This window comes from Amycolatopsis sp. La24 (assembly GCF_029087445.1).
Taxonomy (GTDB): domain Bacteria; phylum Actinomycetota; class Actinomycetes; order Mycobacteriales; family Pseudonocardiaceae; genus Amycolatopsis; species Amycolatopsis nivea.
The window spans coordinates 40,808-61,412 of record NZ_JARACH010000053.1; the positions used below are offsets into that span (position 1 = coordinate 40,808).

At 70.3% G+C, this 20,605-nt stretch carries 17 protein-coding genes, 1 pseudogene and 1 riboswitch; of the genes and pseudogenes, 7 read left to right on the top strand and 11 right to left on the bottom strand.

Features of this window, described 5'->3' with window-relative positions; translation table 11 throughout:
- Positions 1–108: 108 nt before the first annotated feature.
- The 10 genes and pseudogenes from metH to PUT80_RS35035 all read right to left on the bottom strand — a co-directional run bounded on the left by metH (position 109) and on the right by PUT80_RS35035 (position 12,636).
- Positions 109–3,714 carry a methionine synthase gene (gene metH / locus PUT80_RS34990; protein WP_275294697.1) on the bottom strand — a complete coding sequence of 1,202 codons (3,606 nt, stop codon included), beginning with the start codon at positions 3,712–3,714 and terminating at the stop codon, positions 109–111.
- 17 nt (positions 3,715–3,731) lie between these two features.
- Positions 3,732–3,808, bottom strand: a riboswitch (S-adenosyl-L-homocysteine riboswitch).
- A gap of 44 nt (positions 3,809–3,852) precedes the next feature.
- Positions 3,853–4,455 carry a maleylpyruvate isomerase N-terminal domain-containing protein gene (locus PUT80_RS34995; protein ID WP_275294698.1) on the bottom strand — a complete coding sequence of 201 codons (603 nt, stop codon included), beginning with the start codon at positions 4,453–4,455 and terminating at the stop codon, positions 3,853–3,855.
- A gap of 4 nt (positions 4,456–4,459) precedes the next feature.
- On the bottom strand, positions 4,460–5,830 hold the full coding sequence (locus PUT80_RS35000) for a carboxylesterase family protein (RefSeq protein ID WP_275294699.1): 1,371 nt from the start codon (positions 5,828–5,830) through the stop codon (positions 4,460–4,462).
- A gap of 203 nt (positions 5,831–6,033) precedes the next feature.
- Positions 6,034–6,891 (bottom strand): annotated as a pseudogene (locus tag PUT80_RS35005) (lysylphosphatidylglycerol synthase domain-containing protein); the annotation flags it as partial.
- On the bottom strand, positions 6,843–7,829 hold the full coding sequence (locus tag PUT80_RS35010) for a glycosyltransferase family 4 protein (protein ID WP_275294700.1): 987 nt from the start codon (positions 7,827–7,829) through the stop codon (positions 6,843–6,845). The pseudogene PUT80_RS35005 and the gene PUT80_RS35010, both read right to left, overlap by 49 nt.
- A 52-nt stretch (positions 7,830–7,881) precedes the next feature.
- Positions 7,882–8,721: an aldo/keto reductase gene (locus tag PUT80_RS35015; RefSeq protein WP_238607249.1), complete on the bottom strand. Its 840-nt coding sequence runs from the start codon at positions 8,719–8,721 to the stop codon at positions 7,882–7,884.
- Positions 8,722–8,764: 43 nt separating this feature from the next.
- Positions 8,765–9,100: an STAS domain-containing protein gene (locus PUT80_RS35020; RefSeq protein ID WP_275294701.1), complete on the bottom strand. Its 336-nt coding sequence runs from the start codon at positions 9,098–9,100 to the stop codon at positions 8,765–8,767.
- Between the two features lie 774 nt (positions 9,101–9,874).
- Complete coding sequence (locus tag PUT80_RS35025; protein ID WP_037818751.1) at positions 9,875–10,288, bottom strand: SsgA family sporulation/cell division regulator; 414 nt, start codon at positions 10,286–10,288, stop codon at positions 9,875–9,877.
- A 488-nt stretch (positions 10,289–10,776) separates the two neighbouring features.
- Positions 10,777–11,649: an alpha/beta hydrolase gene (locus PUT80_RS35030; protein WP_275294702.1), complete on the bottom strand. Its 873-nt coding sequence runs from the start codon at positions 11,647–11,649 to the stop codon at positions 10,777–10,779.
- Between the two features lie 51 nt (positions 11,650–11,700).
- A complete protein-coding gene (locus PUT80_RS35035; protein WP_275294703.1) occupies positions 11,701–12,636 on the bottom strand; it encodes a LysR family transcriptional regulator in 936 nt (311 codons plus the stop codon).
- A gap of 118 nt (positions 12,637–12,754) precedes the next feature.
- Between PUT80_RS35035 and PUT80_RS35040 the strand changes: the two genes are divergently transcribed.
- Both PUT80_RS35040 and PUT80_RS35045 read left to right on the top strand, forming a co-directional pair.
- On the top strand, positions 12,755–13,624 hold the full coding sequence (locus PUT80_RS35040; RefSeq protein WP_275294704.1) for an alpha/beta fold hydrolase: 870 nt from the start codon (positions 12,755–12,757) through the stop codon (positions 13,622–13,624).
- The gene (locus PUT80_RS35045; RefSeq protein WP_275294705.1) at positions 13,621–15,024 is read left to right on the top strand and encodes an MFS transporter; all 1,404 of its coding nucleotides are present in this window, start codon (positions 13,621–13,623) and stop codon (positions 15,022–15,024) included. Before PUT80_RS35040 ends, PUT80_RS35045 begins: the two co-directional genes overlap by 4 nt.
- Before the next feature lie 2 nt (positions 15,025–15,026).
- On the opposite strand, the gene PUT80_RS35050 is transcribed toward PUT80_RS35045, so the two are convergent.
- On the bottom strand, positions 15,027–15,932 hold the full coding sequence (locus tag PUT80_RS35050) for a LysR family transcriptional regulator (protein WP_275294706.1): 906 nt from the start codon (positions 15,930–15,932) through the stop codon (positions 15,027–15,029).
- 109 nt (positions 15,933–16,041) lie between these two features.
- Here PUT80_RS35050 and PUT80_RS35055 point away from each other — a divergent pair, with 109 nt between their 5' ends.
- Genes PUT80_RS35055 through PUT80_RS35075 form a run of 5 tightly spaced genes read left to right on the top strand, consistent with a single transcriptional unit; the run spans position 16,042 to position 20,394 of the window.
- The gene (locus PUT80_RS35055) at positions 16,042–16,794 is read left to right on the top strand and encodes an alpha/beta fold hydrolase (protein WP_275294707.1); all 753 of its coding nucleotides are present in this window, start codon (positions 16,042–16,044) and stop codon (positions 16,792–16,794) included.
- Between the two features lie 37 nt (positions 16,795–16,831).
- Positions 16,832–17,632: an SDR family NAD(P)-dependent oxidoreductase gene (locus PUT80_RS35060; RefSeq protein ID WP_275294708.1), complete on the top strand. Its 801-nt coding sequence runs from the start codon at positions 16,832–16,834 to the stop codon at positions 17,630–17,632.
- On the top strand, positions 17,629–18,474 hold the full coding sequence (locus tag PUT80_RS35065; protein ID WP_275294709.1) for a sugar phosphate isomerase/epimerase: 846 nt from the start codon (positions 17,629–17,631) through the stop codon (positions 18,472–18,474). The genes PUT80_RS35060 and PUT80_RS35065 overlap by 4 nt, the downstream gene beginning before the upstream one ends.
- A 32-nt stretch (positions 18,475–18,506) precedes the next feature.
- On the top strand, positions 18,507–19,793 hold the full coding sequence (locus PUT80_RS35070; protein WP_275294710.1) for an MFS transporter: 1,287 nt from the start codon (positions 18,507–18,509) through the stop codon (positions 19,791–19,793).
- Positions 19,774–20,394: a nuclear transport factor 2 family protein gene (locus PUT80_RS35075; protein WP_275294711.1), complete on the top strand. Its 621-nt coding sequence runs from the start codon at positions 19,774–19,776 to the stop codon at positions 20,392–20,394. The genes PUT80_RS35070 and PUT80_RS35075 overlap by 20 nt, the downstream gene beginning before the upstream one ends.
- Positions 20,395–20,605 lie beyond the last annotated feature (211 nt).

A 20,605-nucleotide genomic window follows, 5' to 3' on the forward strand; every position in this document is an offset into this window, starting at 1 on the left:
TCTCCGGGAACGGCCGCTTTCAGAGATGCCGTGAGGGGAACCCTGAGCGAATCAGATCCCCTCACGCACCTCGACGCCCGTCACCCAAGGGCCACGGCGAAACGCGGCTCAGTAAGCCAGATTGGGCCGCAGCCACCGCTCCACTTCGGACAGTTCCTCGCCGCGCCGGGCCGCGTAGTCTTCCATCTGGTCGCGGCCCAGGCGGCCGACCGTGAAGTACCGCGATTCCGGGTGCGCGAAGATCAGCCCGCTCACCGCGGCGGCCGGGGTCATCGCGTACGACTCGGTCAGCCCGATCCCCAGCTCGTCGGCGCCCAGCAGCTCGAACAGGTCCTTCTTCTCGCTGTGGTCCGGGCTCGCCGGGTAGCCGAGCGCCGGGCGGATGCCGCGGAAGCGTTCCGCGTGCAGGTCCGCCAGGTCCGGCTGCACGTCCGGCTCGAACCAGCGGCGGCGGGCTTCCAGGTGCAGGTACTCGGCGAACGCCTCGGCCAGCCGGTCGGCCAGCGCCTTCACCATGATCGCCCGGTAGTCGTCGTGCTCGGCTTCGTAGCGAGCGGCCAGGTCCTCCGCGCCGTGGATCCCGACCGCGAATCCGCCCAGGTGGTCGCCGAAACCGGCGGGGGCGATGTAGTCGGCCAGGCACCGGTTCGCGCGGCCGTCCGGCTTCTGCGTCTGCTGGCGCAGCATCGGGAACTTCCAGTCCGAGTACTCGCCGTCGAGCAGGATGTCGTCGCCCTCGGAATGCGCGGGCCAGAACGCGTACGCGCCGCGTGCGGTGAACGAGCCGTTCTCGATGATCTCGTCCAGCAGCTGGTTCGCGTCGTCGAACAGCTCGCGCGCGACCGGCTGGTCGAGGATCGCCGGGTACTTGCCCTTGAGTTCCCAGGCCAGGAACAGGAACTGCCAGTCGATCATCTCGCGCAGCTCGGGAATCGACGGCTCGACCACGCGCACGCCGGTGAACTCCGGCGTCGGGATCTCGTCGAACGACACCTTCTCGGCGTTGGCGCGGGCTTGCTGAAGAGTCAGCATCGGCGTCGAGTGCCGGTTTTCGTGCTGGATCCGCAGCCGCTGCTGCTCCGCGCGGTTGGCGGTGTCCAGCGCGTCCGCGCGGTCGGTGTCGAGCAGGTCGGACACCACTCCGACCACTCGCGACGCGTCGAGCACGTGCACCGTCGTGTGGTCGTACGCCGGGGCGATCTTGACCGCGGTGTGCTGCTTCGACGTGGTCGCGCCGCCGATCAGCAGCGGCAGCTTCAGCCCGCGCCGCTGCATTTCCTGCGCGACCGACACCATCTCGTCCAGCGACGGCGTGATCAGCCCGGACAGCCCGACGACGTCCGCGTGCTCGGCGACCGCGGTGTCGAGGATCTGCGCCGCGGGCACCATCACGCCGAGGTCGATCACCTCGTAGTTGTTGCAGCCCAGCACGACGCCGACGATGTTCTTGCCGATGTCGTGCACGTCGCCCTTCACCGTGGCGAGCACGACCTTGCCCTGCCCGCGGGTTGTCTCGAAGCGGCCCTCTGCCTGCAGTTTGGCCTTCTCCGCCTCCATGTACGGCTCGAGATAGGCCACCGACCGCTTCATCACCCGCGCGCTCTTCACGACCTGCGGCAGGAACATCTTCCCGGAGCCGAACAGGTCGCCGACGATCTTCATGCCGTCCATCAGCGGGCCCTCGATGACCTCGAGCGGCCGGTCGAACTCCTGCCGGGCTTCCTCGGTGTCGTCCTCGATGAAGTCCACGATGCCGTGCACCAGCGCGTGCGAAAGCCGTTCCGCCACCGGGTTTTCCCGCCAGGACAGGTCGACCACGCGCTTGGTCCCGCTGCCCTTGACCGTCTCGGCGAACTCCACGAGCCGGTCGGTGGCGTCCTCGCGGCGGTCGAACAGGACGTCCTCGACGAGTTCCAGCAGGTCCTTCGGGATGTCCTCGTACACCGCGAGCTGGCCGGCGTTGACGATGCCCATGTCGAGCCCGGCGCGCACGGCGTGGAACAGGAACGCCGAGTGCATCGCCTCGCGCACGACGTTGTTGCCGCGGAAGGAGAACGACAGGTTCGAGATGCCGCCGGAGGTGTGCGCGCCCGGACAGCGTTCCTTGATCAGCGGCAGCGCCTCGATGAACGCCTTCGCGTAGCCGTTGTGCTCGCTGATGCCGGTGGCGACGGCGAGCACGTTCGGGTCGAAAATGATGTCCTCGCCCGCGAAACCGGCCTCGCGGGTGAGCAGATCGTAGGCGCGGGAACAGATTTCGACCTTGCGCTCGACCGTGTCGGCCTGGCCCTTCTCGTCGAAGGCCATCACCACGACGCCGGCGCCGTAGTCGTGGATGCGCCGCGCCTGCTCCAGGAACGGGCCCTCGCCCTCCTTGAGGCTGATCGAGTTGACCACGCCCTTGCCCTGCACGCAGCGGAGCCCGGCCTCCAGCACGCTCCAGCGCGAACTGTCGATCATCACCGGGATGCGCGCGACCTCGGGCTCGGTGGCGATGAGGTTGAGGAACGTCGTCATCTCCTGCTCGGATTCGAGCAGGTCGGCGTCGAAGTTGACGTCGAGCAGGTTCGCGCCGCCGCGGACCTGCTCCAGCGCGACGTCCACCGCCGCCTGGTGGTCGCCCGCCTCGATCAGCCTGCGGAACTTCGCCGAGCCGGTGACGTTGGTGCGCTCGCCGATCATCACGAACCCGGTATCCGCGCCGATCTTGAACGGTTCGAGGCCGGAGAACCGCGTGCTCGATTCGTGCGCGGGCACCGGACGCGGCGGCAGGCCCTTGACGGCCTCGGCGATCTTCGCGATGTGCGCGGGCGAGGTGCCGCAGCAGCCGCCGACGATGTTGACCATCCCGGACCCGGCGAACTCGCCGAGCATGCCGCCGGTTTCCTCGGGCGTCTGGTCGTAGCCGCCGAAGGCGTTGGGCAGGCCCGCGTTCGGGTGGCACGCGGTGTAGGTGTCGGCGAGCTTCGACAGTTCCTCCACGTGCGGGCGCATTTCCGCGGCGCCGAGCGAACAGTTGACGCCGACGACCATCGGGCGCGCGTGCGCGACGGAGGTCCAGAACGCCTCGACGGTCTGGCCGGACAGCGTGCGCCCGGACAGGTCGACGATGGTCACCGAGATCCACAGCGGCAGGTGCGGCGCGACCTCGCGGGCCGCGGTGATCGCGGCCTTGCAGTTGAGGGTGTCGAAGATGGTCTCGATCATCAGCAGGTCGACGCCGCCGTCGGCGAGCGCCTTGATCTGCTCGGCGTAGGAGGCCTTGACCTCTTCGTAGGTGACCGCGCGGAACGCCGGGTCCTCGACGCGCGGCGACAGCGACAGCGTGACGTTGAGCGGGCCGATCGACCCGGCCACGAAGCGGTCGCCGAACTCGTCGGCGGCCTGGCGCGCGAGTTCCGCGGCGCGCAGGTTCATCTCGCGCACCCGGTCCTGGAGGCCGTAGTCGGCCTGGCCGATGCTGGTGGCGGTGAACGTGTTGGTGGTGGTGATGTCCGCGCCCGCGGCGAGGTACTGGCGGTGCACGTCGAGCACGACGTCCGGCCGCGTGAGGTTCAGCAGGTCCGGGTCGCCGGTGACGTCCTTCTCGTGGCCCTCGAGCCAGTCCGCCCGGTAGTCCTCGGGAGCGAGACCGGCCCCCTGCAGCATCGTGCCCCAGGCCCCGTCGAGCACGACGACGCGCTGGTCGAGCAGGTTCCGCAGGTTCTGGGTCATCGCCACCTCCGCATGAGTTCACGGAGGCGCCCTTGGATCGTGGTACCGGCCGAGCGTGGCGGACCACCGGTCCGTTGCAGCGCCTCTCGACCTGGTGGTCAAGACTACCGGATGTGACCAGCCCCCGGGCAGGCGTGTTCACTCCTCGGGATTCGAGCGGTCCTCGAGCGGGCTGCCCCGCCACTTCCAGCCGGTCCGCCGGGGCCGTCCGGGCAGGGCGATCCGCCCGGCGCACCAGCGCAGCGCGTCCCAAGCGTCGGGAATCGGCTCCTGCTCGGGGAAAAGCCGCGCGACGACGCGGGCGCAGGTGCCGCGCGGCGGGTCGATCGCGACGCCGAGGCCTTGTGCGATGTCGTCCCCGTGCAGCAGCAGTTCCACGCAGCCCATCGCGGCGAAACCGGCCGGATCCGAGCGGCCGGTCGGGTGGTAGGCGCGCTCGTCCGGTCGGCTGCTCCGGACCGCGGCGGCGAGCAAACGCCCGCCGGTGAGAGCGAATTCGAGCAGTTCGGCCGGGGACGCGTCGGCGTCGGTTTTGGCGAGGAAGCGCACGTAGCGGTCGGCCGGGCGGCTCGCGACCTGCGCGGCGTAGGACAGAAGCGTGTCCCCGAGGTGCTCCGCGGTGTAGCGGCAATCCCACTCGAGATCGCCTGCCGGACGCGTCCAGTCGCCGTCGGTGACCGGCTCGAGAGCGGCGGACACGCAGGCGAGGGCTTCGTCGAGGTCTTCGGCGCGGACGGTCATCCGGTCAGCGTAGAGAAGCCCAGAACCCGCAGTGGTGATCTTTCGCGAATCCGGTCAGCGGCTGCGCGCCGCCCGGCCGGTACGCGACCGCCTGCCCGGTCGGGCCGCCGCGGACGAACGCCGTCCAGTCGTCCACCATCCGGTCCGCGAGCCGTTGCTGCGCCGGGGTGAATGTCGTTGGCTGCCCGGCGAAATCGAACAGGTAGGGCAGCTCCGCGGTGTGCGTGGCCCCGAGCGGGAACGGCGCGCGCAACGCGGCCGCCGCCGGCGAGGTCGGATCGTTGAACTCGTAGGTCGACACACTGGGCAGCGAACTGGCGAGCCGCGCGGACGGGCAGGCGAACGCCCAGTCGGTCACAGCCGCCGCGTACGCCAGCGATGCGTTGCCGCTGAACGCATCCACCGGGTACTCGCGAGCGACCGCGTCGGCGTGCGGGAAGACGTTGGCAAGCGCTTGCGGGTAGCCGTGCCGCGTGACTTCGCGGCCGGCCGCGGCCTGTTCGGCGAGGAAATACGTGAACTCGTCGTGCGTCGTGCCCAGCATGACCGGCACCGGAGTCGCGGGAACCTTCCCGGGCAGCACCGAACCGCCGGTGACCGGTCCCGGCATCTCGATGCCCGCGATCGAGCCGTACGCCGGAGCGGTCCGGAGTTTCCCGACGGGCAACTCCCGCAGGCACTTCGCGGCGGTCCGGCGGTCGGTGCAGCCGCGCGCGGCGGCGTACTCGATGCTCTTGCTTTCGGCGGCGGGCAACGTCGCCTGCGCCTGGCACGGTCCACTTTGGATGATCGCGGCGCGGAACAGCCCGCGCGAGCCGGGGGCGACGAGGTGGTCGCACACCGACATCCCGCCCGCGGACTCCCCCGCGATGGTCACCTGGTTCGGGTCGCCGCCGAAGGATGCGATGTTGTCGCGCACCCACAGGAGCGCCTGCTGCTGGTCGAGGAAGCCGTAGTTCCCGGGCTCCGGGCCCAGCGACGGGTCGGCGAGGAAGCCGAGCGCGCCGAGCCGGTAGTTGAGCGTGACGACCACCGCGTCGCCGCGCTCGACCAGCCGGGCGGCGCCGTAGCGGTCGCCGCCGCCGCTGAGGAACGCGCCGCCGTGCAGCCACACCAGGACCGGCCGTCCGGTCTCGCCGGCCGGCGGGGTCCAGACGTTCAGATAGAGGCAGTCTTCGCTGGTCAGGGCTCCGTCGGCGGCCTGCGGACAGCGGGGCCCTGGTTTCGTGGCGTCGCGCTCCCCCGTCCAGGGCTCGACCGGGGCGGGCGGCTGCCAGCGCCGCTCGCCGACAGGTGCGGCCGCGTACGGGATGCCTTGGAAGAGCCGGTGATCGGGAGCGACACTGCCGCGGACAGCGCCGGCTGCGGTGTGCACGACGTCGCCTGCCCGGGTGATCGCCGCGACCGAAGACGCGCAGGCCGACGCGGCCAGAACGGGGACGACGGCCAGCGCCGCGAACCACCGTCGCCGAATCCCCCGAAAAGCCGCCGCCACCGGCCGGACGATACCGGCCGGGCGTCCGGGCCCGGCCGCCGGATCATCCGGCGGAGCGCGAGAACCGCCCCGCCGGGCAGCGTCGAGACCAGACCGAGCACGCCGTAGCCGACCGCGACCGTCACGCCCTGTTCCGCGCCCAGTCCGGCGGCGGCGAACGAAACCGCCGCGGCGCCTTCGCGCGGGCCGAATCCGCCGACGTTCAGCGGCATCCCCATCGCCAGCAACGCGAGCACGAGCAGCGGCAGCAGGACGCTCAACGGCGCGGTCGCCCCGGCCGCGCGGGCGGCGACCACGAACAGCGTCAGATGCCCGGCCGCCGCCAGCAGAGACCAGCCGGTGACGCCGGGCCACGCTTCGAGCACGCCGGTCCGGATGTCGGCCGCCCAGACGTGCCGCAGCCGTTTCCGCATCGCCACCGCGACGACGGCCAGCGCCACGATCACGATCCCCAGGCAGATCAGCACCTGCCGCGGCAGCAGCTCCGGCCGGAAGACCACGACGGCCAGTCCGGCGACCACCACCAGGGTCTGTCCGGCGGCGCGTTCGAGCACGACTGCTCGGATGCCGCGGCCGACGTCGCCCGATCGTCGTCCGTGCTGGACGGCGCGGTGGACGTCGCCGAGCACGCCGGCCGGGAGGACGCCGTTGAGGAATTGCGCGCCGTAGTAGTCGCCGACGGCTTCACGAAACGGCAGGTGCAGGCCGAGCCGACCCGCGACCAGCCGCCAGCGCGCGGCGCTCGCGAGCGTGGTCACGACGCCGATGACCAGGGCTATCGAGATCGGTCCCGGTCCCAGAGCCCGCAGGCCGCCGGTGAACGCTCCCGTGCCGAGCCGCCACCACAACGCGGCGATGAGCGCGGCCCCGGCCAGCAGTCGCAGCCACCGCATCAAGCCACCGCCAAGATTCCGCGCAACCGGGCCGCTGCCTCGGCCCATCCCTCCAGTGTGCGCGCTCGTGCGACAGCCGCAGCACGGAGTCGTTTCCGCAGGTCAGGGTCGTCGCGCCAGCTCCGGAGCGCGTCCGCCAGCGCTGTTTCGTCGCCGGGCGGGACGAGCATTCCCGGCAGCTCTCCTTCCGGTGTCCGGCCGAGCGCGTCGGGTACGCCGCCAACGTTCGAGGCCAGCACCGGAATTCCGCGCGCGAGCGCTTCCGTGACGACCATGCCGTACGTCTCGGCGTGCGAAGGCAGGACGAGCAGGTCGGCGCGGTCGTAGGCGTTCTCTAGCGCTTCTCCGGCGAGCGGGCCGGTGAAGTGGGCGCGAGGGTGGCTCAAGCTGTTGGCGTAGGCCGGGTTTCGGGTGCGCGAGCCGACGAGGTCCACCTTCAGTCCGTCTACTTCGGACAGTGCTTTAAGGAGGATGTCCTGACCCTTGCGCGGGGTCACCGCGGCGACACAGACCAGCTGGGACACCCCGTCGGTCCCGGTCGCCCGCGGTGCCGGATCGGTCCCCGGCGGTGCGATGTGGACAGTCGCGAGGCCGTGCCGCTGCTCGACGGCGCGGGCGGCGGCGGGGCTGGTGACGATGACCTGGTCCGCCAGGTGGAGCGACTTCCGTTCGCGGGCGTCGAGGTCGGCCGCGCGCTGTGGGTCCAGGCCGGTTTCGTCGGCCAGCGGCAGATGCACGAGGACGGCCAGGCCGATCCGGTCCGCGTGCCGGGCGAGGACGTCCGGCACTCCGCACGCGATCAAGCCGTCGAGCAGCACTTTCGCGCCGTCGGGGACCTCGGCGAGGACCTGGTCCAGCTGATGCCGGTCGCCGTCCGGCCAGGTCCCGCCGACTGGCCGCAGCCGCACCCGCAGCTGCTCGGCCATGCGGCGGTCGTAGGTGTTGCCGCCGCTGGGCACGCCGAGGTCTTCGATGTCGCCGGGCACTACGAAACAGGACAGTCGCACGTTGCCTACACGGGCGGCCGGCCGATCCGGTTCAGCCTTCGAAGGTGTCCGGGTCGAAGCCCGTCCGGCGGCCTTCGTCGAGTCCGCTGAGGACGTCCAGGTCGCCGTCGCTCAGGGAGAAGTCGAAGATGTCGATGTTCTCCCGCATCCGCTTCGGCGACGACGACTTCGGGAACACGACGTTGCCGAGCTGGATGTGCCAGCGCAACACGATCTGGGCGGGCGTTTTGCCGTGTTTCTCGGCCAGTTCGGCCAGCAGCGGGTCTTCGAGGACCTCGCCTTGCGCCAGCGGGCTCCACGCCTCGGTCACGATGCCGTGCGCCTCGTGGTACGCGCGCAGTTCCGGTTGCTGCAGCGCGGGATGCAGCTCGATCTGGTTGACCGCGGGCACCGTCGCCGACTCGGCGGCCAGCCGTTCGAGGTGCGGGATCTGGAAATTGGACACCCCGATCGCGCGGGCCTTGCCGGCGCGCAGCAGTTCCTCGAAACCGTGCCAGGTGGCGACGTACCTGTCCTGTTTCGGCAGCGGCCAGTGGATCAGGTAGAGGTCGACGTAGTCCAGTTCGAGCCGCTGCAGGCTGCCCTCCAGCGCGTTGATCGCGTTGTCGTGGCCCTGCGCGTCGTTCGCCAGCTTTGTGGTGACGAAGATTTCCTCGCGCGGTACGCCCGAATCGCGGATGCCCGCGCCGACGCCTTCTTCGTTGCGGTACATCTGCGCGGTGTCGAGGTGCCGGTACCCGGCCTCGAGGGCTTCGCGCACCGCCGCGGCCGTTTCCTCCGGCGGAATCTGGAAGACGCCCAGGCCGAACTGCGGAATCCGGACGCCGTTGTTGAGTTCGAGCTGCGGAACGCGGTTCGTCTCGATCGTCATGTCGGCGGCCTACCCGTGCGCGGCGGTCGTGAAACTCGCTGGATCAGGCGGCGACCGCCTCGCGGACACCCAGAATCTCATCGGCGCCGGTCACCGAAAGACACCGCCGGACGGCATGCGCCGGTCCGACCACGACAGTGAACTGAGGATTCCGCTGATGCGCGTCGAGCAGGGCGCGAACGCCCGCGCAGCTCAGAAACGCGACACCGGACAGGTCGACGACCACCGGCCCGGCCAACGGCGCGACGGCCGCCGCGAAAACATGCGCGGTAGCCGCGTCGAGGTCCCCGACCGGAGCGAGGTGAATGGCGTCCGCCTGCCTCGTCGCGCGGACGGTCAGTTCCACCGGCGCGGTGACGCCGGGAAGGTGGAGAGTCATGGGTTTGCGCTCCTTTCGCAGAGACCTGCTTGGGGCGCTGACCGCAGTATGGTTCTGGACAACAGCCAACACAGGCGACCGTACGCGTTCTCCTGGTGCGGTCAACCCGGATCACCACGAGGTTCACTCACGCGGCGGCCGAGTCCGCCTGGTCGGGGGGCTGACGATGATGCAGTGGTGACAGGGTGCGCTGGGGCGGAGTCCTACGGGCGCGGTTGTTGGCGGGATGCCGGTTTCGCGGCGACGGTGCGGATTTCGTTCATCGGCCGTTCATGCGGGGGCACCTGGTCGGGGGATGCCCGGTTCGCCGTTCGCGGTTCGCCGCTCGCGCCGCGGCTGGCGGTTCTTGGAGTGCGGCTCCGCCGGGCTTCAGACTCCGCCTGGCTTCAGTTGGTGCTCGCGGCTCGAGCCCGCCGGGCTTCAGCTGATCCTCGCAGTGCGAGCGCGCCCGGCCTCAGCTGATCCTCGCGGCACGAGCCCACCGGACTTCGGTTGATCCTCGCCACGCAAGCCCGCCCGGCTTCACTTGATCCTTGCGACACGAGGTCGCCGGGCCCTGGGTGATCTTCGCGGGGCGACTCGGCCCGGCTTCAGTGATGATTGCGAGGCGAGCCCGCCGGACCCGAGCTGGCCGATGGGCCTATCCACCCTCGGGCCGAATCCTCGACGCGGCAGGCATTAGCGCAGCGACGAAGCCTCGCCCGCTCCCGCAGCAGGTCATCTCTCCTGCCCGGGAGCCTTCCGGCCGCTGCGGCCGATGTCCACTATGGACAGTCAGTCGCGCAGGGCGAGCTTCGCGAGTTCCTCGTCGAAGTCGAAGCAACGGTCTTCGGAACCGACCGGGACCTCGTCGTAGGTGCGGTCGAGGAAGTCGGCGAGTTCGTTCGCCGCCGCCTCCAGCACCGCGGAGCCGTCGGGTGCGTTCAGCTCCACCAGCACGCGGCTGTCGTCGGCGGCGGGACGCACCTGGACGTCTCCGTCGCCGGCCGGGGCGAGCAGGCCGTCGGCGAGCAGGTCCCGCCCGAACAGCCAGCGCACGACTCCGCCGCCCGCGTGGTAGCCGACCGACACCGCGAACGGATCCGCCGGGTCGTATTCCAGATCGGCGCGCACCGGCAGCGGGACGGACCCGAACGTGCGCAGCCCGAAGATGATCGTCGCGCGGACGACCTGCGGTTCGGTTTCCACGACGGCGCCTCCTTCGTTACCCGGTCGCGAACCTGTCCGGACCGAAGTGAATGTTTCTCAATAAGTAACGCGCCGTAAGAGCCTAAGCTGCCCGACGGGGGAGATTTCACCCCAACGGTGGAGATCTACGTCTCAGTCGGCTACGCAAGGGCAGCATTGACAGCAGGATCGGGCAACGCACCCACCGATGCCCCCGCCGGACCGGGGCTGCTTCGACCTGCGGAAACGGACCGCCACGATCGTGGCACCGGACGGCCCGAGGGCGCGGAAAGATCGTCGCCCGCCTCCCGGAAATATCGGCGACCACCGGGACGAATCGATTCAATGGTGCGCGGCGGCTCGGTTGCCGCTCAGCGGCGGACGCGACGGCAGAGTCCGGTCTCGGCGCCGGACCGGAAAGCGAATCCGCGTGGGAAGCGGCCGGGCAGGGACAGGTCGGCAGCGACGCGAGCAAGCAGCAGTTCGTCGGGTATGGCGCTTCGAGAAGGTCAGCGCGTCCGCTTGAGAAAGGCCTCGACGGCGTCCACGACCTCGCCAGGCGCTTCTTCCGGAACGTAGTGGCCGCCGGGGACGGCACGACCGGTGACCGCGGCGGGAGCGGCGTGATGGTCCTGCCAGACGCGCACCACGTCGCGCCCGCCGAGTCCGCCCTCGGCGCCCCACAGGAGCAGCAGCGGGGCCCGCACCCGCAGTCCGCTGGCGTGATCCGCCTCGTCGCGTTCGAGGTCGGCCGTGAAGCCGGTCCGGTAGTCCTCGAAGGACGCCCGCAGCCGCGCCGGGTCGCTGAACGCCTCGACGTAGTGCTGGAAGGTTTCCTCGTCGACGGCGCCGGATTCGCGCACCCTGGCGAAGAAATGACCGAGATACGCCTCGACGTTCCCGTCGACCAGCTTCGCCGCGAGCTCCGTGTTCCGGTGGAAGAACCAGTGCCACATCGCGCTCGCCGAATCGCGGTCGAACGAGTTCATGACCACCCTCGTGGGGAGAATGTCCAGCAGCGCAAGCGCTTTGACCTCCGCCGGGCGATCGAGCGCCCAGCGATGCGCGACGCGCGCGCCGCGGTCGTGCCCGACCACCGACGCCGACTCGAACCCCAGGTGATGGATCAGGCCGCTCAGGTCCGCGGCGGCGGCCCGTTTGCTGTAGTCCCCGGACCGGGCGAGGCCCGAAGCGCCGTAACCGCGCAGATCCGGGGCGACGACGGTGCGGCCCTGGCTGAGCGGCTCGATAACGTGCCGCCAGCACGCGTTCGTCTGCGGCCACCCGTGCACCAGGACGACCAGCTCCGGCCCGTCGCCTTCGACGCGGTAAGCCAGTTCCACGTCGTCGAGGCGCACCGATTCGAGCGTGTCCCGCGGCATAGTTCTCCTTGCGGTCGTTGAGTTTTCTCGCGTCCACAGTGGACTCGACGGTCATGAAGCGCCCAGCGCCGGATGGCGGGCGAGCAGGTCGTCCAGCCGGGAGCCGACCTCCGCGCAGTTCCGCCGCACCACGGCGAGGAACGCCGCGAGAACCGGCGAGGAGTCGGCGGCTCGGAAGGACATCTGCAAATCCGGCAGCCGGAAGCGGGGCTCGACGTCGCAGAACCGGATGTCGTCGCGAGCGATCAGGCGCATCCGGTTCGGGCCGAGCCCGACCCCCGCGCCGCAGGCGGCGAGCCCGGCGATCGTGTGGACGTCGCGCGCCAGCGCGGCCCCGTCGAGGGCGGCGGGATCGTGCTCGAACAACGGTCGCAGGTAAGAACCGGCGGCGTCCGCGCTGACCACGAGCGGCTCGCGCGCCAGCTGCCCGGCCTCGACGGACCGCTGCCCGGCGAAGGGGTGCGCCGACGAGACCACGGCGACCAGATGATCCGCGCCGATGGGCACCGTCACCAGGTCCTCCGCCCCGGCTCCGCGAGGGCCGCCGCGCCCCACCGCGACATCCAGTTCGCCGGCGAGCAGGGCCGCGGACGCGGTCGGCGTGTCCAGTTCCTGGAGGCCCGTCCGGACGTCCGGACGGGCCCGCCGGAACCGGCCGAGCACGCCCGGCAGCGGGTCGAGCAGCGCGGACCCGATGAACCCGAGCCGCAACCGCCCGGTCTCCCCGCGCGCGGCCCGGCCCGCCTCGACGCGCGCGAGTCTCATCTCGGCGAGCGCGCTGCCCGCCCTGGCGAGGAAGGCATTGCCCGCGGCGGTGGGGAAAACGCCGCGCGGGGTGCGGTCGAACAGCCGCTCGCCGATCTCGCGTTCGAGCGCGGCGATCTGGGTCGACAGCGGCGGCTGCGCGATGCCCAGTGACGCCGCGGCGCGGCCGAAATGCTGGTGCTCGGCGAGCGCCAGAGCGTAGCGAAGGTGACGGGCTTCCACGCGGCCACGATACGCGGAAAGTATGACGAAGGATCCTGTCAGATATGAGCATGGATAACGGGGTGGAGCTGCGGTGACCTGGTGCGGTCCGTGATCAACCCTTGCGAAGGGCCCTGGAATGACCCGTCCGTCCTCGTCCGAGACCGTCCTGCTGCTCGTGCACGGTGCCTGGCACGCCGCCCTGCACTGGAGCCCGACCCAGCGCGCGCTCAGCCGCCACGGCCTGGCCAGCATCGCCGTCGACCTGCCCGGCAGCGGGCTCGGCGCGCCCGTCCCCAGCGGGTACTTCCAGCCCGGCCAGCCGGGGCTCGCGGCCGAGAAATCGGCGTTGAGCGACCTCACCTTGCAGGACAGCACCGATGTCGTGCTCGAAGCGCTGGTCAGCGCCCGCACCCGCTACCGGAATGTGCTGCTGGTCGCGCACAGCGCCGCGGGTTCCGTAGTGTCGGCCGCCGCGGAGCAGGCGCCCGAACTGGTCGACCGCCTCGTGTACCTGTCCGCGTTCGTGCCCGCGGGCCGGCCGCGGTTCTCCGACTACATCGAAGCCGAGGAGAACGCCGGCGCCGTCCAGATTCCGCCGGTCGGCGACCCGGCCGAACTGGGCGCGATCCGGATCAATCCGCTTTCTCCCGACCCGGCGGTCACCGACGTGATCCGCCGGGCGTTCCTGAACGACCTCCCCGCGGACGCGCCGGACTCGTGGCGGCAGTTCCTGCACCCGGATCACCCGTTCTCGCACTACGGCACGCCGGTTCCGCTCTCGGCGGAGCGCTGGGGACGGCTCCCGCGCGCCTACCTCCGGTTGACCGGCGACCTCGCCCTGCCGCCAGTGACCCAGGATCTGATGATCGCCGAGGCCGACCAGGTGACGCCGGACAATCCGTTCCAGGTGCATTCCCTGCCGGGCGGCCATTCGCCGTTCGTGATCCGGCCGGAGGAGCTGGCGACGCTGTTCGCCGCCATCGCGCTGCAGCGGTCCGCCCGATGACCACGACGCGGTCCCCCTCGCGGCGGCTTCTCCTGCCGATCATCCTGTCCGGCACGTTCGTGCAGCTGTTCAGCGTCACGGTCATGCAGGTGGGCGTGGTCGACGTCCAGCGAGATCTGGGCGCCGGGGCAGGCGAGAGCCAATTGGTTCTCGCCGCCTACACCCTCGCCTACGCCTGCTCGCTGATCGTTTCCGCGCGGCTGGGCGACAACTACGGCTACCGGAGGATGTTCGTCGCCGGGATGGCGCTGTTCACTCTCGCCTCGGTCGGGGCGGCCGCCGCGCCCGAAGCGTGGGTGTTGATCGCCGGACGGCTGTTGCAGGGTTTCGGCAGCGGGCTGATGGCGCCGCAGATTCTGTCGATCATCCAGTCCGCGGTGCCCCCGGGCCGTCGTGCCGCCGCGTTGAGCGCGTTCGGCGCGACCATGGCGGCCGCGTCGCTCGCGGGCCCGGTGCTCGGCGGCGTGCTCATCCAGCTCGACCCGCTCGGACTCGGCTGGCGGGCGGCGATGCTGCTGACCGTTCCCGTCGGCATCGCCGCCCTCGCGCTCTCCCCCGCGCTGCCGCCGGACCACGGCGAACGCGCGGCGGCACGCGTCGACCGGACCGGGGCGGCGCTGAGCCTGTTCGGCTTGGCCCTGCTGGTTTTTCCCCTGACAATGGGGCGGGACGCCGGCTGGCCGTGGTGGACGTGGCTGAGCCTGGCGCTGGCCGCGGCTCTGCTGGCCGGTTTCGCGATTTCCCAGCGCAGGGCGGCGGAACCGCTCGTCCATCCGTCCGCATGGGCCGAACCGGCGACGCGATGGGGGCTGGGCATCGTCCTGGTCTTCAACGCCGGAGTGCCGTCCTTCACGCTGTTGCTGTCGATGCATCTGCAGGGCGCGCAGGGCTGGAGTCCGCTTCAGACCGGGTTCGGCATCACCCCGTACGCCATCGGGGCACTGGCCGGGAGCGGGATCGCGAAGAGGCTGGGCCGGCGCTTCAGCCCGTGGGCTCTGGCGTCGTCCGCCCTGGCCATGGGATCGGTGTCGCTGGTCGTCCCGGCGACCATCGGCGACCCGGCCCTGCGGTGGCTGTACTGGCTCGCGCTGTGCCTCGGCGGCATCGGGTTCGGCGTGTTCACCGCTTCGGCGTTCACCCAGATCATCGCCAGAGTCCGCCCCGAAGCCGCGACCTCGGTCTCGGGTCTTCTCCCGACGGCACAGCAATTGGGCGGAACCCTCGGCGTCACGTTCGCGGGCATCGCCTACGCGACGTCCGCCGGGAACCCCGGCCGGGCGTTGTGGCACGCGATGACCTACGAGGCCGCGGTGTTCGCATTGGCCGCCGCCTTCGCTTTCGGGCTGGCCGGCCGCGCGGCTCGAAAAGCACCGGCCCGGACCGGCTCGGCGATCTGCTGAACTCACGGCTGCGCGCTGTAGGTGGGATCGGCCCGGTATTTCCGTGCGGTTTCCCGCAGGCAGTGCAGGAGCAGGTCGCCGTATTTCGGGTCCGTGCCGGCCCAGGCGGCCCAGGTGCGCATCCAGTGTTCGGGCCGATGTTCGCTGAGCGGGACCCAGGTCCAGCCGGGGAACCATTTGCGCGCCGAGGCATTGCCGATGAGGACCGCGTCCACGCGGGAACTCGTGGCGATCAGTTCGCTGTGTTCGGAGAAGGCGCGAAACAGCCAGTCGACTTCGGTCCGGGTGGTCGAGGCGGCGGTGCGGAGACTGATTTCCTCGCCCTTGGAGGAATGCGCCATGACACGCAGCCCGGCGAGGTCCGTGACGTCGATTTCGGTTCGGCCGGCCGGGAGCGCGTCTTCGCGGAAGACGCAGCCGAGTCGTTGCCGGAACAGCAATTCCGCGTGGAGTTCGGGCGGTTCGGTGTGCATCAAGCTCAGATCGAGCAGACCGTTGTTGAGCATCCGCCGCTGTTCCTCGCTGGTGGCCTCGACGATGGCGAACCGGACCTCCGGCGCCTCGGCGGCAACCGACGCCAGGTAATCCTCGATCCAGCCGTGCGGAACTCCCGAGGGCACTCCGAGATGCACGAGGCGCCCGCCGGCCGAGGCGGTCTGGAGGACTTCCGGGACCCGGTCGACGAGTTCGAAGATCGACAGCAGGTGCGCGCGCAGGCCTTCCCCCGCGACGGTCAGCGTGGTGCCAGCCGGCGTGCGCCGCAGCAACTGGTGCCCGAGGTTCTTCTCCAGCTGGGCGATCTGCCTGCTCAGCGTGGGCTGAGTGAGGTGCAGTGCGGCCGCGGCGCGCGAGATCGAGCCGTATTCGGCCACCGCGCGGAAGTAGTCGAGCTGACGCAACTCAAGCATGGGGACATGCTATGCCTCCGGAGCATGAGGATGGCCAATAACAGGTATTTGCTAAATAACCGGCGGCCGCTGACGATCTGAGGACCGAAGACACTCCCCGGAGGACCCCATGAGCGCAAAGATCGTCGAGCTGGCTTTCGAGCGGTTTTCCGGTGGCGCCGCGCCGTTCTCCTTCGTGCTCGTGCACGGCTGGGCCCGGTCCCGTGCGGACTGGGCTCCGATCCTCGACGGTCTCCGTGCCCTCGCTCCGGTCGTGGCCGTCGACCTGCGCGGGCACGGCGAGTCCCGGCCGGGCGAGGGCATGCGGCTCCCGGATGTCGCGGCCGACGTCCGGGCCGTGCTCGATCGGCTCGGGCTCGCTCGCGTCGTGCTGGTCGGGCACTCCGCGGGCAGCGAGGCGGCCGCCTTCCTCGCCCGGCGGGAGCCGGAACTCGTCGCCGGTCTGGTGGTCGTCGATCCGGCGTTCGGGCTTCCCGACGACGACCGCGCGCGGATCGAGGCGCTGGCCGGGCGGCTCCGGCGGGAGGATCCCGTCGCCGTCGCGGCCGAGCACTTCCTGAAGTCCGGGCCGAGCCCGTTGCCGGGCGCCGGCGGGCCGGTCTCGGCCACGCCGGAAGCGATCCGCGATCTGTTCGCCGACTTCGCCTTCGCGCCGGAGGCCCTGCATTTCCAGACCGAGACCGCCAGGTTCTTCGCCGGGTTCCCCGTTCCGGTCCTGGCGTTCTACCGGAACGAAGAACGTGCCGCTCTCGCCCGGGAAATCCTTCCTGCCGCCCGGATCCAGGTGCTTCCCGGCGGCCATTGGACCCACCACGAGCATCCCGGCGAGGTCGTGGCCGCCATCGCGGACTGGATCCGCTGACCGAGTTCTTTTTCGTGCACTGAAAGGAAAGAAGAGAATGACCGAGCCGCAACGCGTCGCCATCGTCACCGGCGGGGCCGGAAAACTGGGGAGCGCCATCGCCGCGCGGCTCCTCGAGGACGGCGTCGCCGTCGTGGTGGCGGACGTGAACAAGGAAGCGGCAGCCGCGACCGTCGCGGGGTTCCGCGAGCGGTTCGCCGCCCCCGCCGTCGACATCGCCGCCGACCTCGGGTCCGTCGAGGCGATCGAGTCGCTGGTGGATGAGACGGGCGCCCGGTTCGGCCGGATCGACATCGTCGTCAACAACGCCGCGGTGAACCGCCGTTCGACCCTGTCCGAACTCGCCCCGGACGACTGGGACCTGATGAGCGGCGTGAACCTGCGCGCGCCGGCGATCCTGGTGAGCCGCGCGCTCGGTTTCTTCAAGGCGCAAAACAGCGGCGCGATCGTCAACATCGCCTCGCGGAACTGGGTTTCCGGCGGCCCGGTGGCCTACACGACGATGAAGGCCGGTCTCGTCGGCATGACCCGCTCGTTCGCCACCGAACTGGCGAAATACCGCGTCACCGCCAACGCCGTGGCGCCCAGCTTCATCGAATCGGATTTCACCGGCTACGACCGCGACGAGGAGCAAATGCGGCGTCTGATGGAGCAGTACCAGGCGATCACCCCGCTCTTGCGCATGGCCGAACCCCGCGATGTCGCGAACGCCGTCGCGTTCCTCGCCTCGCCCGCCGCGTCCTTCATCACCGGCGAAGTCCTGCATGTCTGCGGCGGCGCCCAGCTCGCCCCGCTCCCCCGGACGCCGCTCGCCGTCGAGCGCTCTTCGCGGCGATGAGGTTCAGCGTCGCGACGATCTCGTTGCCCACCCTGGACATCGGCGAATCGATCGCCGAAATCGCCGCGGCCGGGTTCGGCGGTGTCGAATGGCGCGTCGAGCCGCGTCCCGGCAGCATCCCGGATGCCCGGCCCGCGCACCCGTTCCTCGTGGACCACCGGTCCACCCTCCCGCTCGACGTCGCGGCGGCGGAGCGCACGGCGGCGGAAACTCGCGCGGCGGGGCTCGAAGTGGTCGGACTGGCGCCCTACGTCGAAGTCGGCGACACCGCCACGCTCCGGCTGGCCTGCGACATGGCCACAGCCGCCGGTGCAGGACAGATCCGGTTGCAGGCACCGAGAATCTCCCGCACGAACAAATCGTATTCCGTCCTCTACGGAGAAACAGTCGCGTTCTTCGCCGACGTCGAGGCCACGGCGAAGGAAACCGGCGTCCGGGCGTTGCTGGAGATCCACCACAACACCATCTGCTCCAGCGCGTCTTTGGCGCACCGGGTGGTCGCGCGGTTCGACCCGGCGCACGTCGGCGTCATCTACGACGTCGGGAATGTCGTCTTCGAAGGCTACGAGGCGCACGAAATCGCGCTCGACCTGCTCGGCGATCACCTCGGGCACGTGCATCTGAAGAACGCCGCGCACTTCCGGTCGCCGGGCGGGGCATGGCGGCCGGGGTGGACGCCGCTCGAAGACGGCGAGGTCGACGTCCCGCACGTCCTGGGACTCCTTCACGAGCACGGCTACCGCGGCTGGGTGTCCGTGGAGGACATGAGCCTCGACCGCACCCCACGCGCCGCCTTGCGCCACAACGCGGCACAGCTCCGCGAATGGGGCTTGCTGCACTGACACCTCACCATCCAGGACAAGGAGGTCCTCGCATGGACACCGCGGAGCCGTCCGCAGGCACAGCCCTGCCCGAGCACCCGGCCGTTTCCCGCTACCGCTGGGTGATCTTGGCCAGCTGCTGGCTGGCTTTCACCCTCATCTACATCAACCGCACCGCGTGGTCGGTAGTCGCCGTCGACGCTTCGCATTCCCTCGGACTTTCCGTGGCCCAGCTCGGGATCTTCGCCACGGCGCTGTCCATCGGCTACGTCGTCACCAACATCCCCGGCGGCATCGTCGCCGACCTGATCGGCGGCCGGATGGCAGCCGGGATCTCGTTGGTGACCGCGGGAATGCTGACCTTCGCGTTCGGCAGCGTCAAGAACGTCGGCGTGGGAATCGCGATCCAGATCCTCATCGGGCTGGTCAGCGGCGCCGACGTCGCGTCCTTCACCAAGCTGATCAGCCGCTGGTTCCCGCCCCGCGAGCGCGGCACCGCGTTCGGCCTGTACATCACGTCGACCGCGCTGGGAGGGGTGATCGCGAACGCCTCCATCCCGGAGTTGCTGACGGCCCTGCACTGGAACGGCGTCTACTACCTCCTCGGCGCGCTGACCGTCGCCATCGGCGCGGTGTGCTGGGCCCTCCTGCGCAACAATCCGCCGTCCCCGGTCGAACCCGCCGGCGAACCCCCGGCTCCGGGCGGCGGACGGCTCGGTCTGCGCGCGATGTTCGCCAATCGCAACCTGGTGTCGCTCGCGGCGGCCGGCCTCGGCATGCAATGGGCCACCCTCGGGTTCCTGGCCTGGGGCAATTCGCTGATGGTCAAGGCGCTCGGCCTGTCCGCCGGGAAGGCGGCGCTGGTGATGGTCGTCGTCAGCACCACGGCCATCGGGGTCAAACCGCTGGTCGGCTTCCTGTCCGACCGCGTCCGCGGCACCCGCAAGACGCATCTGATGGTGCTCAGCGGGTACTTCGCGCTCATCCTGGCGGTGTTCGGGCTGGTCCGGAGCTACTCGATGCTGCTCGTGCTCGCTCCGTTCCTCGGGCTCGGCGTCTACGGCTATACGGTGCTCACGAACTCGACCGTGCCCCAGTACGCGGATCCGCGGTTCGTCGGCGGGTCCTTCGGTTTCGCCAACACCGCCTGGCAACTCGGCGGTGTCTTCGCTCCGGTCGCGGTGGGCGCGGTGTTCAGCGCCACCGGTTCGCTCTTCCTCGCCCTCGCGGTTCTGGCGGCCGGCCCGTTGCTGGGGGTATTCCTGCTCCTGCCCATCCGCGAACAAGCCAAGACAGCGGTCTCCGCCGAAGGGAACTCTCTTGTCCACAACAGACACTGATCGGCTCGAAATCCGCGCGCTGGTGGAAAACTGGGCCCTGTGGCGAGACGCTGGGGACTGGGATCGGTTCGCCACGGTGTGGCATCCTCGCACGGGCTGGATGAGCGCGACCTGGTTCCAAGGCCCGGCGTCCGAATTCATCGCCGCCAGCCGCACGGGATTCGAGAACGGGGTGAGCATCCTGCACTTCCTGGGCGGGCACACCGCCGACATCGCCGGCGATCGCGCGGTCGCCCAGACGAAGATGACCATCAACCAGCGCGCGGACGTCGACGGCGTGCCCGTGGACGTGGTGTGCACCGGCCGGTTCTACGACTTCCTCACGGTGCACGAGCGGCAGTGGAAGATCGTGCGCCGCCAGCCGATTTACGAGAAGGACCGGCTCGATGCCGTCGACCCGGCGGCTTCGCTGTCCCTCGATCCGGCTTTGCTCGGCCGCTTTCCGATCGGCTACCGGCACCTCGGCTATGTCCAGACGAAGGCCGGGTTCACCGTGCGGGAGGGCCTCCCCGGCCTGACCGGCGCCGCCGTCGAGACGCTGTACCGGGAAGGGGACGAGTGGCTGGCGGGCTCGAGCACCCCTGGGACGCCGCTCCGCTGAAGTCATGCGGAGCACCGGCCGACGAGCCGCGCTGGGCGGTTTCTCTCCGGCTGAAGGTCCGTGAAGGGCTCCTTGAAGGAATCTGACCTGGATCCACCGAGTCTCTGTTTGTGTTGGGTTTGTTGATGTTGTTGGTGGGTTTGCGGGTGGGGCCGGGTGTGTGGGCGTGCTGGTGTGGCTGGCGTCGCACCAGCGCGTTCCACTGTTGTCC

Coding starts and splice junctions, on each gene's coding strand:
- metH (WP_275294697.1), bottom strand. CDS start 3,714: ATGACCCAGAACCTGCGGAACCTGCTCGACCAGCGCGTCGTCGTGCTC.
- PUT80_RS34995 (WP_275294698.1), bottom strand. CDS start 4,455: ATGACCGTCCGCGCCGAAGACCTCGACGAAGCCCTCGCCTGCGTGTCC.
- PUT80_RS35015 (WP_238607249.1), bottom strand. CDS start 8,721: ATGACGATCGAGACGAACCGCGTTCCGCAGCTCGAACTCAACAACGGC.
- PUT80_RS35020 (WP_275294701.1), bottom strand. CDS start 9,100: ATGACTCTCCACCTTCCCGGCGTCACCGCGCCGGTGGAACTGACCGTC.
- PUT80_RS35030 (WP_275294702.1), bottom strand. CDS start 11,649: ATGCCGCGGGACACGCTCGAATCGGTGCGCCTCGACGACGTGGAACTG.
- PUT80_RS35040 (WP_275294704.1), top strand. CDS start 12,755: ATGACCCGTCCGTCCTCGTCCGAGACCGTCCTGCTGCTCGTGCACGGT.
- PUT80_RS35045 (WP_275294705.1), top strand. CDS start 13,621: ATGACCACGACGCGGTCCCCCTCGCGGCGGCTTCTCCTGCCGATCATC.
- PUT80_RS35050 (WP_275294706.1), bottom strand. CDS start 15,932: ATGCTTGAGTTGCGTCAGCTCGACTACTTCCGCGCGGTGGCCGAATAC.
- PUT80_RS35055 (WP_275294707.1), top strand. CDS start 16,042: ATGAGCGCAAAGATCGTCGAGCTGGCTTTCGAGCGGTTTTCCGGTGGC.
- PUT80_RS35060 (WP_275294708.1), top strand. CDS start 16,832: ATGACCGAGCCGCAACGCGTCGCCATCGTCACCGGCGGGGCCGGAAAA.
- PUT80_RS35065 (WP_275294709.1), top strand. CDS start 17,629: ATGAGGTTCAGCGTCGCGACGATCTCGTTGCCCACCCTGGACATCGGC.
- PUT80_RS35070 (WP_275294710.1), top strand. CDS start 18,507: ATGGACACCGCGGAGCCGTCCGCAGGCACAGCCCTGCCCGAGCACCCG.